Source organism: Nonomuraea fuscirosea, assembly GCF_035917475.1.
GTDB classification, from domain to species: Bacteria; Actinomycetota; Actinomycetes; order Streptosporangiales; family Streptosporangiaceae; genus Nonomuraea; species Nonomuraea fuscirosea.
In genome coordinates this window covers 5,106,783-5,122,614 of the sequence record NZ_CP109074.1, presented here as the reverse complement: position 1 = coordinate 5,122,614, position 15,832 = coordinate 5,106,783, and the positions used below count along the sequence as shown (strand labels likewise).

Sequence of the window (15,832 nt, the reverse complement as noted above, 5' to 3'; positions counted from 1 at the left end):
GCCTCACCGACGGTGCAAGCCCCACCGGGGGTGAAGCTCTCAGGTCGCGGTAGCACGTACGTCGTGCGGCCGCGCTGACAGAGGGGGAGATCCGGCACTCGCCCGCGCCCTGGCGCCGGTCTCCACAGCCTCGGGAGGCACATCCATGACCGATCTGTCAGCTCCGCCGTTCTCGTCCAGGCACATCGGCCCGTCGGAGTCCGAGCAGCAGCGCATGCTCGAAGCCGTGGGCTTCGAGTCCGTGGCGGATCTGGTGGCGGTGGCCGTGCCCGAGTCCATCAGGGTCAAGGACCGGCTCAAGCTGCCCGCCGCGATCGGCGAGGCCGAGGCCATCGCCGAGCTGCGCGCCCTGGCCGGGCGCAACCGCGTGCTCACCTCGATGATCGGCCTGGGCTACTACGACACCGTCACGCCCGCCGTCATCCGCCGCAACCTGCTGGAGAACCCGGGCTGGTACACCGCCTACACCCCGTACCAGCCGGAGATCTCGCAGGGGCGCCTGGAGGCGCTGCTGAACTTCCAGACCGTCGTCTCCGACCTCACCGGCCTGCCCGTCTCCGGCGCGTCCCTGCTGGACGAGGCCACCGCCGCCGCCGAGGCCATGACGCTGGCCCGCCGGGCGGGCAAGTCCAAGAGCGCCGTGTTCGTGGTGGACGCCGACGCGCTGCCCCAGACCAAGGCCGTGCTCGCCACCAGGGCCGAGCCGCTCGGCATCACGCTGGTGGAGCACCCGCTCGACGGCGAGCTGCCCGAATGCTTCGGCGTGCTCGTGCAGTACCCCGGCGCCTCTGGCCGGCTGCGCGACTTCCGCGCCGTGGCCGCCGCCGCCCACGAGGCCGGCGCGCTGGTCGTGGCCGCCGCCGACCTGCTGGCCCTCACGCTGATCGCCGCTCCCGGTGAGCTGGGCGCCGACATCGCCATCGGCTCCTCCCAGCGCTTCGGAGTGCCGTTCGGCTTCGGCGGGCCGCACGCCGCCTACATGTCCGTACGCGAGGGGCTGCAGCGCCAGCTCCCCGGCCGCCTGGTGGGCGTGTCGGTGGACGCCGACGGCGATCCCGCCTACCGCCTGGCCCTGCAGACCCGCGAGCAGCACATCCGCCGCGAGAAGGCCACCAGCAACATCTGCACCGCCCAGGTCCTGCTCGCCGTCATCGCCGGCATGTACGCCGTCTACCACGGCCCCGAGGGCCTGCGCCGCATCGCCCACCGCGTCCACCGGTACGCCGGCGCGCTGGCCGCCGGGCTGCGCGAGGGCGGTGTGGAGATCGTGCACCAGGAGTTCTTCGACACCGTGCTGGCCCGCGTGCCCGGCCGGGCCGCCGAGGTCGTGGCCGCCGCCGCCGAGCGGGGCGTCAACCTCTGGCGGGTGGACGACGACCACGTCTCCGTCGCCTGCGACGAGAAGACCGGCGCCGCCGAGGTGGCCGCCGTCTGGGGCGCCTTCGGGCTGCCCGAGGCGGGCGGGGCGGACCCGGAGAACGCCGCGGACGCGCTGCCGGGCGAGCTCCTGCGCGAGAGCGCGTACCTGACCCACCCGGTCTTCCACGCCCACCGCTCCGAGACCGCGATGCTGCGCTACCTGCGCAGGCTGCAGGACAAGGACATCGCGCTCGACCGCTCCATGATCCCGCTCGGCTCCTGCACGATGAAGCTGAACGCGACCACCGAGATGGAGCCGATCACCTGGCCCGAGTTCGCCGCGATCCACCCGTACGCGCCCGACGGGCAGACCGAGGGCTACCGCGAGCTGATCGGCACGCTGGAGGGCTGGCTGGCCGAGGTGACCGGCTACGACGCCGTCTCCCTCCAGCCGAACGCCGGCTCGCAGGGCGAGTTCGCCGGGCTGCTGGCCATCCGCGCCTACCACCGCGACCAGGGCCAGGGCGAGCGCGACGTCTGCCTCATCCCGTCCTCGGCCCACGGCACCAACGCCGCCAGCGCCGTCATGGCCGGCATGCGGGTCGTCGTCGTGGCCTGCGACGACGACGGCAACGTCGACCTGGCCGACCTCGACGCCAAGATCGGCAAGCACCGTGACGCGCTGGCGGCGATCATGGTGACGTACCCGTCCACGCACGGCGTGTACGAGGAGAGCATCACCGAGGTCTGCGCCAAGGTGCACGAGGCCGGCGGCCAGGTGTACGTGGACGGCGCCAACCTCAACGCCCTGGTCGGCCTGGCCAAGCCGGGCGAGTTCGGGGCCGACGTGTCCCACCTCAACCTGCACAAGACCTTCTGCATCCCGCACGGCGGCGGCGGCCCCGGCGTCGGCCCGGTCGCGGTCCGCGCCCACCTGGCCTCCTACCTGCCCGGCCACCCGCTGCACGACGGCACCCCGGTCGGTCCCGTCTCGGCGGCCCCGTACGGGTCGGCCGGCATCCTGCCGATCTCGTGGGCGTACGTCAGGATGATGGGCGCCGACGGCCTCACCGCGGCCACCGAGCAGGCCATCCTGTCGGCGAACTACCTGGCCAGGCGGCTGGCCCCGCACTACCCGGTGCTCTACACCGGCCGCGGCGGCCTGGTCGCCCACGAGTGCATCATCGACCTGCGCCAGATCACCAAGGAGACCGGCGTCACCGTCGACGACGTGGCCAAGCGGCTCATCGACTACGGCTTCCACGCCCCGACCATGTCGTTCCCCGTCGCCGGGACCCTCATGATCGAGCCGACCGAGAGCGAGGACCTCGCGGAGCTCGACCGGTTCGCCGACGCCATGGCCGCGATCAGGGCCGAGATCGCCAAGGTGGCCTCGGGCGACTACGACAGGACCGACAACCCGCTGCGGAACGCGCCGCACACGGCCGAGTCCGTCACCGCCGACGAGTGGCCGCACCCGTACGGGCGCGGCGAGGCCGCCTACCCGCTGCCGTCGCTGCGCGAGGGCAAGTACTGGGTGCCGGTGCGCCGCATCGACCAGGCCTACGGCGACCGCAACCTGGTGTGCTCCTGCCCTCCGCTGGAGGCGTACGAGGACTGAGCCGGCCGGGGTGGGAGGACTGTCACCCCGGTGCCAGTCCTTCCGCGTCAAGTGAGCAGACATGATCGTCAGAAGTCGTTAGGCTTCGGTGCGACCGTCGCCCCAAGGAGCTCTCTTGACGTCCTCAGAGCTGGAGACACCGCCCCTCGACACCGCCCGCCGCCTGGCCGAGGAGGGTGACCTCGACGCCGCGGCCGACATCCTGAGCCGGCTCGCCGCCGACCCGGAGGAGCCCGACCGGGCGCAGGCCGCCGTGGGCCTGGCCGTGGTGCTGGAGCAGCGCGGCGACGTCGAGCGGGCCAGGGCCGCCGCCAGGACCGCCCTGGCCACCGGGCACCCCGAATACGCCGCCCAGGCGGCCTGTCACCTGGCCCAGGGCTTCGAGCGGGAGGGCCGGGCCGACCAGGCCAGGGCCGCCTGGCAGGCCGTCCTCGGGGTCGGCACGGCCGCGTACGTGCCGCTGGCCCATCTCGCGCTGGCCCGGCTGGCGGTCGATGCGGGCCACCTGGAGGAGGCCGGCGACGAGCTGCGCGCCGCCGTGCGCGCGGGCGTGGCCTCGGGCGACGACAAGATGGGCGCGCACGCGGCGCAGCGGCTGGCCGAGCTGATGCTGGAGCACGGGGAGCCGGGGCCGGCGGCCGAGGTGCTGCTGGAGGCGCTGGAGTTCGCCCCCGCGGACGAGGTGCCCGGCCTGCGGGTCCAGCTCGGCATCGCGCATCTGGAGCTGGCCTGCGCCGAGTTCGCCGAGAGCGTCGAGGGCGGCGCCGACCCGCGTACCGGCGCGCTGGCCATCGAGCTGCTCGCCCGCACCCTGCCGCTGCGCGGGCGCGACGACGACGCGGGGCGGGTGTGGACGTACGGGCTCGAACACGAGGACGAGACGCTGGCGGCCGAGGTCCGTCTCCGCTACCAGCGCGACGCCTGACGGCGGAGGGGTCAGGGGCGGCGCATGAACGCCGCCGCGGCCGCCACGTTGACCAGCACGATCGCCGCCCACGCGACCAGCAGCCCGAACGCGCCTCCCGTGGTGCCCGCGATGGCCGTGAGCGGAACCCCGATGCCCAGCGAGCCCAGCGCGATCGGCACCAGCGGCGTCCCCTGGCCGGTCTTCTTGCGCGGCGCGACGCCGTGGTGGTCGAGCTCGGCCCGGACGCGCGCGGCGATCGTGGCGTCGAGGCGTTCCATGAACGAGTCGATGAGCGCCGGCTCGTAGTCGGGGCCGAGATCGCGGCGCGCCTCCAGCGTGGCCCGCAGGTCGTCCCTGAGGCGTTTGTCTGACATGGACGACATCATCTCCCGTCCCGCGCCGCGCCGTCATCAGCCCTGAGGTCTAGTGCGCGATCCTCCCCAGGTACCGTGCTGCCATGCAGGTGATGACCCCGAGAGGGCCGGCGCTGGTCCAGGTGGACGAGGTCGCGGACGCGCGGCTGCTGCTGGTGCTGACCCACGGCTCCGCCGGGACGGTGGAGGCCCCCGACCTGCTGGCCGTGCGCGACGCCGCCGTGGCGGCCGGGGTGAGCGTGGCCAGGGTGACGCAGGCGTTCCGGGTGGCGGGGGCGCGGGCGCCCGGTTCGGCCGAGCGGCAGGACGAGGCGTGGGAGGTCGTCCTGGACGAGCTGCGGGCGGCCCGGCCGGGGCTGCCGGTGGTGCAGGGCGGGCGGAGCAACGGGGCCCGGGTGGCCTGCCGTACGGCGAAGGCGGTCGGCGCCGCGGCGGTGGTGGCGCTGGCCTTCCCGCTGCATCCGCCGGGGAAGCCGGAGCGGTCGAGGGCCGACGAGCTGCGCGGCGCCGGCGTGGACGTGCTGGTGGTGAACGGGGACCGCGATCCGTTCGGCGTTCCCGACGCGGGGGACGCCGCGCGCCTGGTGGTGCTGCCGGGGGAGGGGCATGAGCTGAGACGTGACCCCGCCCGGGTGGGCGAGGTCGTCGCGGAGTGGATCGTCCGCTACGCGTAGGCGTGGCTCCGGCCGGAGGTGAGCGGCCGCGCGCGGGCCCAGGGCCTGGCGGCGGGCGTCAGGTGCGGGCCGCGCCGGGAGGCGTCAGGCCGCGCCGACCGCGGGCCGGTGCGGGGCGATGGCGGTGCCACTGGGAAGCAGCTCCCCGGTGTCCTCGAACAGGACGACGCCGTTGCAGAGCAGGCTCCACCCCTGTTCGGGGTGGCAGGCCAGGGTGCGTGCCGCCTCGCGGTCAGGCGCCTCGGCATCCGGACAGGCCGGGTCGTGCGGGCACATCGGCGTGCCTCCGATATCTCGTGGGTCGCTCCCGTGCTGGAGGGTCGGGAGCCGGCTCGGGTTGTTCTGTTCTGGCAAGTGTGCGATGTATGTCACGTGTTCCGACATAGTCCGTTCGGACTGTTACAGGAGGATCCCCGGGTCGTGTGACCTTCGACACAGCGTGCCTTATGCAGGATAACGGGCCAAGCGCGACACGCGCATCACGTTTGCAATCCCTTGAGCAGAGCGTCGAGTCCGCGCTCGAAGTCCATATCGGCTCTTTCGTCCCTCCTGACCCATTCATCAACCTCCGGGTCGGCCCAGCCGGACTGCTGGACCTCGACGGCCACGCTGCCGAACACGAACGCCCGCAGCGACCGCACGGCCTCGGGGGCGTCGCCCAGACCGCCCTCGGCGAGCTGCTCGGTCTGCTCCCTGATGGCCACGGCGGTCGCTCCCTTCGGCGGCTTGGTCAGCGCCAGCGCCAGCACGCCCGGATGCTCGCGCAGCAGCTCCCTGCCCGCCCGGCACCACGCCCTGGCCGTCTCCTGCCAGGTGGGGCCGCGCTCGACGTGGACGGTGGTGACGTGCTCGGCCAGGGCGTCCATCAGCGCCTCCTTGCCCCGGGGCAGGTGGTGGTAGATGGCCATCGCCTCCACCTCCAGGGCGTCGCCCAGGCGGCGCATGGTCAGGCGGCGCAGGCCCTGGCTGTCGGCGATGTGGAGTGCGGCCTCGATGATGCGCTCGCGGGAGAGGGGAACGGGTGGTCTCTTGGCGGGCATGGAGATCATCTTACTATGTAAAGGCGGGCGCGCCAGGGCGATTTCCGCCCGTGTCGCGCGACGGCGTACTCTTGGTCGTCGCACCAGTACACGACAGCTTTAAGGGGCAGGGCCGATGGCGTTTTTCCGTCCGCGGGTGAGCCGGGAGGCAGAGGTCCGCTACCACGCGGACCTGGAGATCTCCAAGAGCTTCCCCGAGTTCATCGAGAAGGCCAGGCAGGCCGAGCAGGTCCTGCGCGAGCTGCGCGCCTCCGGGGCCGACGAGATCGAGTTGCTGGCGGCCGGCCGGGCCTTCGACGCGGCGCTCACCGAGGCGCTGCGGGCGGCCGAGGCCGGGCAGCGGGCCACGTTCGGGGTGAAGACCTACGACGACCGGATCGCCCGCCGCAAGGCCAAGGCCACCCCGGCCGGGGCCATGTGGACGGCCGAGGTCGAGCGGCTGCGCACCCTGCGCGAGGACAACCGGCTGTGGGGGATCCCCCGGGTGCCGAGGCCGCTGCCCGCGACCGCCTGACCCGGGACGAACCCGCTCGCGGCCACTGGTCCGCTGGTTCTGCCGAGCCGTCCGGACCTGGGCGTGCTGGTCCGGATTCGCGAGCGTTCCCCGTGCGATGAGCCCCGGCGCCCTTTGACGGTGCCGGGGCTCTCGTTCAGCTGGCCCAGTCGAGCAGCGGGCGGGTGTTGCTCGGGTGGCGCAGCTTGGACAGCGACTCCTTCTCCAGCTGCCTGATGCGCTCCCTGGTCAGGCCGAGATACTTGCCGATCTCGTCCAGGGTGTGCGGCTTGCCGTCCACCAGGCCGAAACGCAGCGCCATGATCTTCGACTCGCGCGGCGAGAGGTTGTCGAGCACGCCCCGCAGCTGGTCGCCCAGCAGCTGGCGGTCGACGATCTCCGACGCCTCGGGGGAGTCGACGTCCTCGATGAGGTCGCCGATCGTGGTCTCCCCGTCCTCGCCGATCGTCGCGTTCAGCGAGATCGGCTGACGGCTGGTGCGCAGCAGCTCCTCGATCTGGTCCGGCGTCTTGTCCAGCTCGACGGCCAGCTCCTCGGGCGTGGGCTCGCGGCCCAGGCGCTGGTGCATGTCGCGCTCGACGCGCGACAGCTTGGACAGCATCTCCAGCACGTGCACGGGCAGCCGGATCGTCCTGGCCGAGTCGGCGAAGCCGCGCTGGATGGCCTGGCGGATCCACCACATGGCGTACGTGGAGAACTTGAAGCCCTTGGTGTAGTCGAACTTCTCCACGGCCCTGATGAGCCCCAGGTTGCCCTCCTGGACGACGTCCAGCAGGGACATGCCGCGGTCGGTGTACTTCTTGGCGACGGAGACCACGAGGCGCAGGTTGGCCTCCAGCATGTGGTCCTTGGCCTGCCGGCCGTCCTCCACGACGAGGTGGAGGTCCGCCTGGGCGGCGGGCGACAGGTCGGGCTGGGTCTCCAGCTTGTACTCGGCGTACAGGCCCGCCTCGATCCGCCTGGCCAGCTCGACCTCCTGGGCGGCGGTGAGCAGGGTGCGGCGGCCGATGGACTTGAGGTAGGTGTGCACCGAGTCGCCCATGACGGACTGCGTGTCGTCCAGGTCGATCGGCTCGTTCTCGATTTCAGCGTCCGCGGAGTTCACGACGAGGTCGTCCGGCACGTCTTCCTCGTGCTCCGGCTTGGACTCCGGCGCCGTCACCGCCTTCGCCGCGTCGGTCGCCGCTCCGGTTTTTGCCTCGGAGCCCTTGCGGCGGGTACTCTTTGCCCGCGCGGTCTTCCCGGCGGAAGCGGTCTTCTTCTGGGCGTTCTTCGTGGGGGCGGTCGTGCTGAGAGACGGCTCGTTCTCGGCGGCCAGGCTCACACCGGCCTCCGACAGCTCGCGCAGGATCGTGCGGCCTTCAGAGGGGCTGATGCCGGCCATCGCGAATGCGTCACGCAGCTCCGCCAGAGAAAGGTGACCCTGGGCTCGCCCTCGTTCAATCAGCTGATCGAGAGTAGCGGGTGGGGTCGCCACGGCGGTTCTGGGCATGAGGACACCTCCTCCGTACGGAGTGGAAGCGATCAGGCAGGTTGTGGTGGGGCGGGTTCGCGTCCGCACGGCGCACCAGTATCAATAACGCCAAACGCCGTCATTTGTTCCCGTGCGCCCTAAGTGGGACGAAAAAGGGGCGGATCGCCCACGTATCGAACCGCCCCAGGGGGGACTTTATTCCGTCGACCCGTGCCCGTCCGGCCGCGCCTCGGGCATCGGCATGGGCTCGGCGTCCTCCATGCGCTGGTCGGTCCAGTATTCGAGGACCTTCTCCGGGTCCGGGTTGATCTCCCTGGAGACGATGAAACCATCGGTGGTCGCGGGGGCCGGGGTCTCGTCCGGTCCTTCGAGCAGCTCCTGGGGCTCACCGGACGGCGCCTTCTCCACCACGGCTCGGGTCTCCCTCGCGACCTGGTCGAGCTTTCCCGCCGAGGCGGCCGCCGCGACTGAGGCGCCTCCGGCGACGATGACGCCGACGACGGCCGCGGATGCCCACAGCTTGCGGGTCTGGTCCATGAAGGCTCCCTCCTTCTCCCCACTATGACGCATCGGCCACTCGTCAGGTTCCTGCCCTAAGCCGCATCAAATCGGTCTTGCCATTCGGCAGCAGGGGGAGCCGCTCGACGAGCCGCAGGTCGCGAGGGGCGGCGTAGGGGGCGAGCTTATCGCGGCAGAATGCCCGCAATTGCTGAAGCGTGACGGGTGTGTCGGGGTCGGCGGGGACCACGACGGCGGTGACCCGCTCGCCCCATTCCGCGTCGGGCACGCCGATCACGGCCGCGTCGGCGACCCCGGGGTGGGCGCGCAGGACGGCGGTCACGACGCCGGCCACCACCTTCTCGCCGCCGGTGTTGACGACGTCGTCGGCCCGGCCGAGCACGCGCAGGCGGCCGTCGCGCAGCTCGCCGAGGTCGGAGGTGACGAACCAGCCGCCGTCGAGCGGGGCGGGCGGGTCGGCGAAGCGGTAGCCGGAGAAGAGCACCGGGCCGGAGATCCTGATCAGGCCGTCCGCGCCGATTTTGAGATCTACATTGTCAAGGGGCCGGCCGTCGTACACGCAGCCGCCGCACGTCTCGCTCGACCCGTACGTCGTCACGACCCTGGCGCCGAGGGCGGTGGCCCGCTCCAGCAGGCCCGGCCCCGGGGCCGCCCCGCCCAGCACGATGGTCCTGAACACCGACAGGTCCGCCCCCATCTCGACCAGCCGGTGCAGCTGGGTGGGCACGAGGGAGACGTGGTGGGCGCCCGAGGCCAGCACCGCGTGCGGGTCGAACGCCGGATGGATGATCGGCTCGCTCCCCGAGAGCAGGGCGCGGACCAGGACCTGCAGCCCTGAGACGTGGGAGACGGGCAGGCAGCACAGCCAGCGGTCGCCCTCGGCGGCGCCCACCCGGCGGATCGAGGCCGCCGCGCACGCGCGCAGGGCCGTGGCGGAGAGCAGCACGCCCTTGGGCGGTCCGGTGCTGCCGCTGGTGGCGATCACGATGGCCACGTCGCCGGGAACACCCGCCCCGCCGGGGTTGGGGACGCCGTCGACGTGGGTGGGGCGCAGCGCGTCCAAGGCGGGCTCGTGGTGGCCGGGGGAGAGCGGGAGGACGGCGGGGCCGTCGCCGGAGAGGGCGTCGCGGATCGCCGTGAAGAGGGCGGGCCCGGCAGGCTGCACAATGGCATGCAGCGGACGGTCCGGATGCGACGGGTTCCTCCACATGCTCGTAAGGTTAATGGTGACAGGTCGGACAGTGGCGCAGGGAGGGTCGTGACGCGTTCCCCCGTGGTCTTCCGGATCCCGATGCGGACGCGGTTCCGCGGGCAGTCCGTCAGGGAGGGGGTGCTGCTGCACGGCCCGGCGGGGTGGGGGGAGTTCTCCCCGTTCCCCGAGTACGGCCCGCGCGAGTGCGCCCGCTGGCTGGCGTGCGCCCGCGAGGCGGCGTTCGAGGGATGGCCGGAGCCGGTGCGCGACAGCGTCCCGGTCAACGCGACCGTTCCCGCGGTCGATCCCGAGCGGGCCCATGACATCGTGCGGCGCTCGGGTTGCGGCACGGCGAAGGTCAAGGTGGCCGAGCCGGGGCAGACGTTCGACGACGACGTGGCCAGGGTCGAGGCCGTGCGCGACGCGCTCGGGCCGTCGGGGCGGCTGCGGGTCGACGTCAACGGCGCCTGGGAGGTCGAGGAGGCCGTCCGCCGGCTCAAGCGGCTCGACCGTTTCGACCTCGAATACGCCGAGCAGCCGTGCGCCACGCTGGAGGAGCTGGCGGCGGTGCGGCGGGCGTGCGACGTGCCGATCGCGGCCGACGAGTCGATCCGCAGGGCCGAGGACCCGCTGCGGGTCAGGGCGGCCGAGGCGGCCGACATCGCGGTGGTCAAGGTGCAGCCGCTGGGCGGCGTGCGGGCCGCGCTGCGGGTGGTGGAGGCGTGCGGGCTGCCCGCGGTGGTCTCCAGCGCCGTGGAGACGTCCGTGGGCCTGGCGGCCGGGCTGGCGCTGGCCGCGGCGCTGCCGTCGCTGCCGTACGCGTGCGGGCTCGGCACCATGGCGCTGCTGTCGGGCGACGTGGCGGACGATTCGCTGGTGCCGGTGGACGGGCGGCTGGCGGTACGGCGTCCCAGCGTGGATTATGGGCTTTTGTCAGCATTTGAGATTGAATCTCCCCAGTGGCTTCGCCGGATGCAGGAGGCGTCACGTTGAACCCCGCTACCGCGCTGGCCACGGTGCTGGTCGATGAGCTGGTGCGCTGCGGCCTGACCGACGTGGTGCTGGCTCCCGGCTCGCGCTCCGCCCCGCTGGCGCTCGCGCTGCACGCCGAGTCCCGGGTGCGGCTGCACGTACGGATCGACGAGCGCTCGGCGTCGTTCCTGGCCCTCGGGCTGGCCCGGCGCTCCGAGCGGCCCGTGGCGCTGATCTGCTCCTCCGGCACCGCCGCCGCCAACTTCCACCCCGCCGTCATCGAGGCGGGCGAGTCGGGCGTGCCGCTGCTCGTCCTGACCGCCGACCGCCCGCCGGAGCTGCGCGGCACCGGCGCCAACCAGACGATCGACCAGATCAAGCTGTACGGCGGCGCGACCCGCTGGTTCGCCGAGGTCGGCGTGCCGGAGGACCGTCCTGGCCAGGTCGCCTACTGGCGCTCGCTGGCCTGCCGCGCCTACCAGCGCGCCGCCGGCGCGGGCAACCCCGGCCCCGTCCACCTCAACCTGGCCTTCAGGGAGCCGCTGATCCCCGACGGCGACACCACCTGGTCCGAGCCGCTCGACGGCGGCGCCAACGGCCCGTGGGTGCGCGCCAGGGTCGCGCCCCCGCCCATCGCCCTGCACATCCCGCCCACCAGGCGCGGCGTGCTCGTGGTCGGCGACGGCGCCGCCAACGTGCGCCGCTACGTCGCGGCGGCGGGCATGGCCGGCTGGCCGGTGCTGTCGGAGCCCAACGGCGGCGGCCGCTACGGCGACCACGCCATCTCCACCTACCACTACCTGCTCAGCACGCCGGAGTTCGCCGACGCGCACCGGCCCGACGTGGTCGTCACGCTGGGCCGTCCCGGGCTCTCCCGGCCGCTGCTGTCCTGGCTGAAGCGCGCGGACGAGCACATCGTGGTGGCTCCCGACCTCGACCGCTGGCCCGACCCGACCCGGTCGGCCACGCAGGTGGCGCAGGCCGTGGAGATCCCCGTCGCCTCCGGCGACGACACCTGGCTGCACGCCTGGCGGCAGGCCGACCTCGCGGTACGCGCGGCCATGGACGAGGTGCTCGACCTGTCCGGCACCAGCGAGCCGCGCCTGGCCAGAGACCTGGTCGACGCGCTGCCCAACGGGGCGCTGCTGTTCTGCGGCTCCTCCATGCCGATCCGCGACCTCGACCAGGCGATGCGGCCCAGGCGCGGCATCCGGCTGATGGCCAACAGGGGCGCCTCCGGCATCGACGGGCTGGTGTCCACCGCCATGGGGGCGGCGCTGGCGCACAACGGGCCCTCGTACGCGCTGATCGGCGACCTGTCGTTCCTGCACGACCAGAACGGGCTCGTGCTCGGGCCCCGCGAGCCCCGGCCCGACCTGTGCCTCGTCGTGGTCAACAACGACGGGGGCGGCATCTTCTCGCTGCTGCCCCAGGCGGCGGTGCGCGACCCGTTCGAGCGGGTGTTCGGCACGCCGCACGGGGTGGACCTGGGATACGTGGCGGCCGCCACGGGGACCCCGTACACGCTGGTGGGCGATCTCAGTGACCTGTCCAAGGCGATGCGGGGCGAGGGGCCGAGGGTGGTCGAGGTGCGGACGGACCGGGAGGAGAACGCGCTCGTGCACGCCCGCCTGCGCGACGTCGCCCAGGAGGCCGTGCGCGCCTACCTGGCCGGCTGACGCGCGACGCCGGCCGACTTCCGGCGCCGGCGGACTTCCGGCGCCGGCCGGCGCTCGGGGCCGGCCGGCGCGGGTTCGGCTGATGCGGTTTTCGGCTGGCCGGCGTGGGGCGGGTCAGCGGCCGAGGACGTCCAGGAGGCGGTTGAGCGGGCTGTCCAGGCCGTAGCGGTCGGCCAGGGCGACCAGCGCCTCCGGATCGCGCGGCTTGGCCGGCAGCGTGAGGTCGGCGCCCGGCAGCGGCGCGTCCGGAGCCACCTTGACCACGGCGGGAGCGGCGTTCAGGTAGTCGCGGGCGGCGCTCAGCTTGGTCCTGCTGCCGGCCGGGAAACCGTCGGTGACGCCCGCGTCGAGGGCCTCCAGCAGCGCCGCGAGCGAGCCGAACCGGGTGATCAGCGCGGCGGCGGTCTTCTCGCCGACGCCGGCCACGCCGGGCAGGCCGTCGCTGGGGTCGCCGCGCAGGGTGGCGAAGTCGGCGTAGGAACGGCCGGGGATGCCGTACTTGGCGGTGACGAACGCCTCGTCCACGATCTGCAGATTGCGTACGCCGCGAGCGGTGTAGAGGACGCGGACCGGCCGGGAGTCGTCGACGAGCTGGAACAGGTCGCGGTCGCCGGTGACGATGTCGACCGCGCCGGAGGCCTGGTGGGTGAGCGTGCCGATGACGTCGTCGGCCTCGTAGCCGGGCGACTCCAGCCGGGCCACGCCGAGGGCGTCGAGCACCTCGTTGATGACCGCGATCTGCGGCACGAGCGTCTCGGGCACCTCCTCCTGGTCGCCCCCTTGGTCGGTGCCGGCGACGCGGTGCGCCTTGTACGTCGGGATCGCCGCGACCCGGAACGCCGGCCGCCAGTCGGCGTCCATGGTGGCCGCCAGCTCGGCAGGGGAGTGCTGGCGGACCAGGGTGGCGATCATGTCGATGAGGCCGCGCACCGCGTTCACGGGCGAGCCGTCAGGAGCCTTGATCGACTCCGGGATGCCGAAGAAGGCGCGGAAGTAGAGCGACGGGGTGTCCAGAAGCATCAGCACTAGGACAGTATGCCCACCGCCAGCAGGCACGCGTCGTCCTCCGGGTTGGGGCCGCCGATGTCGGCGAGCAGCCGGTCGAGGCTTCCGTCCAGATCGTGCCCGCACACCCGGCGGGCCGCGGCCAGCGCCAGGTCGAGGCCGACGTCGATGTCCCGCGTCCGCCGCTCGACCAGCCCGTCGGTGAACAGCAGCAGCTGGTCGCCGGGCAGCAGCCTGGTGGTGGCCAGCTCGTACGGGCTGCCCGGCGCCGCGCCCAGCAGCACGCCCCTGGGCTGCGCCAGCTGGGTGGCCTCCCCGTCGCGGACCAGGATGGGCGCCAGGTTGCCCGCCTGCCCCCAGGCGAACACCCGGGTCTCCGGATCGAGATGGCCGATGATCGCGGTGGCGGTGGTGTCCTTCAGCTGGTGCATGACGAGGTCGTTCAGCCAGGCCAGCAGCCGGTTGGCGCCCTGCCCGGTCATGGCCAGGCCGACCAGGGCGTGGCGGAGCTGGGCCATGCGCGAGATCGCAGGCAGGCCGTGGCCGGAGGCGTCGCCGATGGCCAGCAGCACCCTGCCGTCGGCCGCCGAGGCGGCCTCGAACCAGTCGCCGCCCAGGTTGGCGGTCTTCTCGGCGGGCACGTACCGAACCGCGATCTTCGTCTGCCGCAGGTCGAGGCAGCCGACCGGCTCGGGCAGGATCGCCTCGCGCAGCGCGAGCATCACGTGACGCTCCTCCGCGGCCCGCTCGCGCGCCTCCAGGAGCTGGCGGCGCGACTCCGACACCATGCGCTCGGCGCGGCGGCGGCCGGTGATGTCCTGGATGACGCCGTGCATGCCGATCGTGCCGCCGGGCCCGGACAGCGGTTCGAGCACCACCCGCAGGTCGCGCAGGTCGGCCGGGGCCCCGCCGCGGCGGATGCGGAACTCGGCCTGCACCGGCTCCACGCCCTGCACGACCGACCACAGCAGCCGGTCGAGCGTGGCCACGTCGGCCGGCTCGACGTGCTCGGGCAGGTCGGGCAGCGGGATGGGGCCGTCGCCCGGGTCGCGGCCGAAGATCACGTACACCTGGTCGGACCAGATCGTCTCGCCGGTGTGCAGGTGCCACTCCGCCCAGCCCATGTTGCCGAGCCGCTGGGCGTGGCCCAGCCGGACGGCGAGCATCTCGGCCTCGTGCCCGAGCAGCTCGGCCGCGCCTGTGACGTCGACCATGATCTCACTCTCGAACGCAGGGGAACTGGACAATTGGCCCCACACTACGTGATCGACCCGCAACCGTGTGTGGCGATGTCCGGCCGCGTGGCGAGACCTTTTCGCGGATTTTAGCCGCCGCGATCACGAGTAGATTGGGCCTGTGACGTCCTCAGACCTGTATCCCGTGTCCCGCCTCGCCGCCGTCCAGGAGGCCACCGCCAAGGCGGGTCTCGACGCCCTGCTCCTGACGCCCGGCCCTGATCTGCGCTATGTGAGCGGCTACGACGCCAAGCCCCTTGAGCGGCTGACGTGTCTCGTGGTGCCTGCCGCGGCGGAGCCGTACATGATGGTGCCCCGGCTTGAGCTGCCCGCCGCGCAGGCGTCGCCCGCCGCGCGGCTCGGGCTGGAGTTCGTGGCGTGGGACGAGACCGAAGACCCCTACGCGATCGCCGCCGCGCGGCTCGGCGGGGCGGCCAAGGTGGGCCTGGCCGACCGCATGTGGGCCATGTCGTCGCTGCGCTTCCGCGAGGTGCTGCCGCGGGCCGAGCAGGTGCTGGCCGGCAGTGTGCTGCGGGAGCTGCGGATGCGCAAGTCGCCCGGCGAGGTGGCCGCGCTGCGCGAGGCGGGCGAGGCCATCGACGGCGTGCACCGGCTCGTGCCCGGGCTGCTGCGGGCCGGGCGCACCGAGCGCGAGGTGGGCCGCGACATCGCCGAGGCCATCCTGGCCTCGGGGCACGCGACCGTCGACTTCGTCATCGTGGCCTCGGGCCCCAACAGCGCCAGCCCCCACCACGACGTGTCCGACCGGGTCATCCAGGCGGGCGAGCCCGTGGTGGTCGACATCGGCGGGCAACTGCACAACGGCTACTGCTCCGACTCCACCCGCACCTACAGCGTGGGCGAGCCGCCGGCCGACTTCGCCGCCTACTACGAGGTGCTGCGGCGGGCGCAGGAGGCGGCCTGCCTGGCGGTGCGGCCCGGGGTGTCGTGCGAGTCGATCGACGCGGCCGCGCGCGACGTCATCGCCGAGGCGGGCTACGGCGAGCGCTTCATCCACAGGACGGGGCACGGGATCGGCATCGAGACGCACGAGGAGCCGTACATCGTGGCCGGGAACGGCGAGCCGATGGAGGCCGGGTTCGCGTTCTCGGTGGAGCCGGGCATCTACCTGGCCGGGCGGCACGGGGCTCGGATCGAGGACATCGTGGTGTGTACGGAGAGCGGGGGCGAGCGGCTGAACAACACGCCGCGCGACCTCGTGATCGTCTGACCCTGCCTTTCGTCCCGGCCTGATCCCTGCCGGGCA

The 15,832-nt window shown here is 73.0% G+C and carries 15 protein-coding genes; 7 read left to right on the top strand and 8 right to left on the bottom strand.

Annotation, left to right across the window (positions count from 1 at the left end; genetic code table 11):
• The first annotated feature begins 145 nt into the window (after positions 1-145).
• Together gcvP and OIE67_RS23530 are read left to right on the top strand one after the other, a co-directional pair.
• Positions 146-2,980, top strand: coding sequence for an aminomethyl-transferring glycine dehydrogenase (gene gcvP, locus OIE67_RS23535; RefSeq protein ID WP_326643786.1), 2,835 nt, complete (start codon positions 146-148; stop codon positions 2,978-2,980).
• A gap of 115 nt (positions 2,981-3,095) precedes the next feature.
• The gene (locus OIE67_RS23530; protein WP_326643784.1) at positions 3,096-3,905 is read left to right on the top strand and encodes a tetratricopeptide repeat protein; all 810 of its coding nucleotides are present in this window, start codon (positions 3,096-3,098) and stop codon (positions 3,903-3,905) included.
• A gap of 11 nt (positions 3,906-3,916) precedes the next feature.
• Here OIE67_RS23530 and OIE67_RS23525 read toward each other — a convergent pair whose 3' ends face one another.
• Positions 3,917-4,261 (bottom strand): hypothetical protein, encoded by a 345-nt coding sequence (locus OIE67_RS23525; protein WP_326643782.1) that lies wholly within the window; start codon positions 4,259-4,261, stop codon positions 3,917-3,919.
• Between the two features lie 83 nt (positions 4,262-4,344).
• Here OIE67_RS23525 and OIE67_RS23520 point away from each other — a divergent pair, with 83 nt between their 5' ends.
• Positions 4,345-4,935 (top strand): alpha/beta hydrolase family protein, encoded by a 591-nt coding sequence (locus tag OIE67_RS23520; RefSeq protein ID WP_326643780.1) that lies wholly within the window; start codon positions 4,345-4,347, stop codon positions 4,933-4,935.
• Positions 4,936-5,019: 84 nt separating this feature from the next.
• Here the strand turns inward: OIE67_RS23520 and OIE67_RS23515 are convergent, their stop codons facing one another.
• The gene (locus OIE67_RS23515; protein ID WP_106237625.1) at positions 5,020-5,211 is read right to left on the bottom strand and encodes a DUF5999 family protein; all 192 of its coding nucleotides are present in this window, start codon (positions 5,209-5,211) and stop codon (positions 5,020-5,022) included.
• Between the two features lie 203 nt (positions 5,212-5,414).
• Complete coding sequence (locus OIE67_RS23510) at positions 5,415-5,975, bottom strand: TetR/AcrR family transcriptional regulator C-terminal domain-containing protein (RefSeq protein ID WP_181307270.1); 561 nt, start codon at positions 5,973-5,975, stop codon at positions 5,415-5,417.
• Between the two features lie 115 nt (positions 5,976-6,090).
• Between OIE67_RS23510 and OIE67_RS23505 the strand changes: the two genes are divergently transcribed.
• Positions 6,091-6,489 (top strand): hypothetical protein, encoded by a 399-nt coding sequence (locus OIE67_RS23505; protein ID WP_326643776.1) that lies wholly within the window; start codon positions 6,091-6,093, stop codon positions 6,487-6,489.
• A gap of 136 nt (positions 6,490-6,625) precedes the next feature.
• On the opposite strand, the gene OIE67_RS23500 is transcribed toward OIE67_RS23505, so the two are convergent.
• The 3 genes from OIE67_RS23500 to OIE67_RS23490 form a co-directional block, all read right to left on the bottom strand.
• On the bottom strand, positions 6,626-7,981 hold the full coding sequence (locus OIE67_RS23500) for an RNA polymerase sigma factor (RefSeq protein ID WP_326643774.1): 1,356 nt from the start codon (positions 7,979-7,981) through the stop codon (positions 6,626-6,628).
• Positions 7,982-8,158: 177 nt separating this feature from the next.
• The gene (locus OIE67_RS23495; protein ID WP_106237634.1) at positions 8,159-8,500 is read right to left on the bottom strand and encodes a hypothetical protein; all 342 of its coding nucleotides are present in this window, start codon (positions 8,498-8,500) and stop codon (positions 8,159-8,161) included.
• Between the two features lie 43 nt (positions 8,501-8,543).
• Complete coding sequence (locus tag OIE67_RS23490; protein ID WP_326643771.1) at positions 8,544-9,692, bottom strand: AMP-binding protein; 1,149 nt, start codon at positions 9,690-9,692, stop codon at positions 8,544-8,546.
• A gap of 81 nt (positions 9,693-9,773) precedes the next feature.
• Here OIE67_RS23490 and OIE67_RS23485 point away from each other — a divergent pair, with 81 nt between their 5' ends.
• Together OIE67_RS23485 and menD are read left to right on the top strand one after the other, a co-directional pair.
• Positions 9,774-10,667, top strand: coding sequence for an o-succinylbenzoate synthase (locus OIE67_RS23485; RefSeq protein WP_407674908.1), 894 nt, complete (start codon positions 9,774-9,776; stop codon positions 10,665-10,667).
• Entirely contained in the window at positions 10,664-12,325 is a 1,662-nt protein-coding gene (menD, locus tag OIE67_RS23480; protein WP_326643767.1) for a 2-succinyl-5-enolpyruvyl-6-hydroxy-3-cyclohexene-1-carboxylic-acid synthase, read from the top strand. The genes OIE67_RS23485 and menD overlap by 4 nt, the downstream gene beginning before the upstream one ends.
• A gap of 114 nt (positions 12,326-12,439) precedes the next feature.
• Here the strand turns inward: menD and OIE67_RS23475 are convergent, their stop codons facing one another.
• Both OIE67_RS23475 and OIE67_RS23470 read right to left on the bottom strand, forming a co-directional pair.
• A complete protein-coding gene (locus OIE67_RS23475; protein ID WP_326645445.1) occupies positions 12,440-13,345 on the bottom strand; it encodes a 5'-3' exonuclease in 906 nt (301 codons plus the stop codon).
• Positions 13,346-13,350: 5 nt separating this feature from the next.
• Complete coding sequence (locus tag OIE67_RS23470; RefSeq protein WP_326643765.1) at positions 13,351-14,544, bottom strand: PP2C family protein-serine/threonine phosphatase; 1,194 nt, start codon at positions 14,542-14,544, stop codon at positions 13,351-13,353.
• A 142-nt stretch (positions 14,545-14,686) separates the two neighbouring features.
• On the opposite strand from OIE67_RS23470, the gene OIE67_RS23465 reads away from it, so the two are divergent.
• Entirely contained in the window at positions 14,687-15,796 is a 1,110-nt protein-coding gene (locus tag OIE67_RS23465) for a M24 family metallopeptidase (protein ID WP_326643763.1), read from the top strand.
• Positions 15,797-15,832 lie beyond the last annotated feature (36 nt).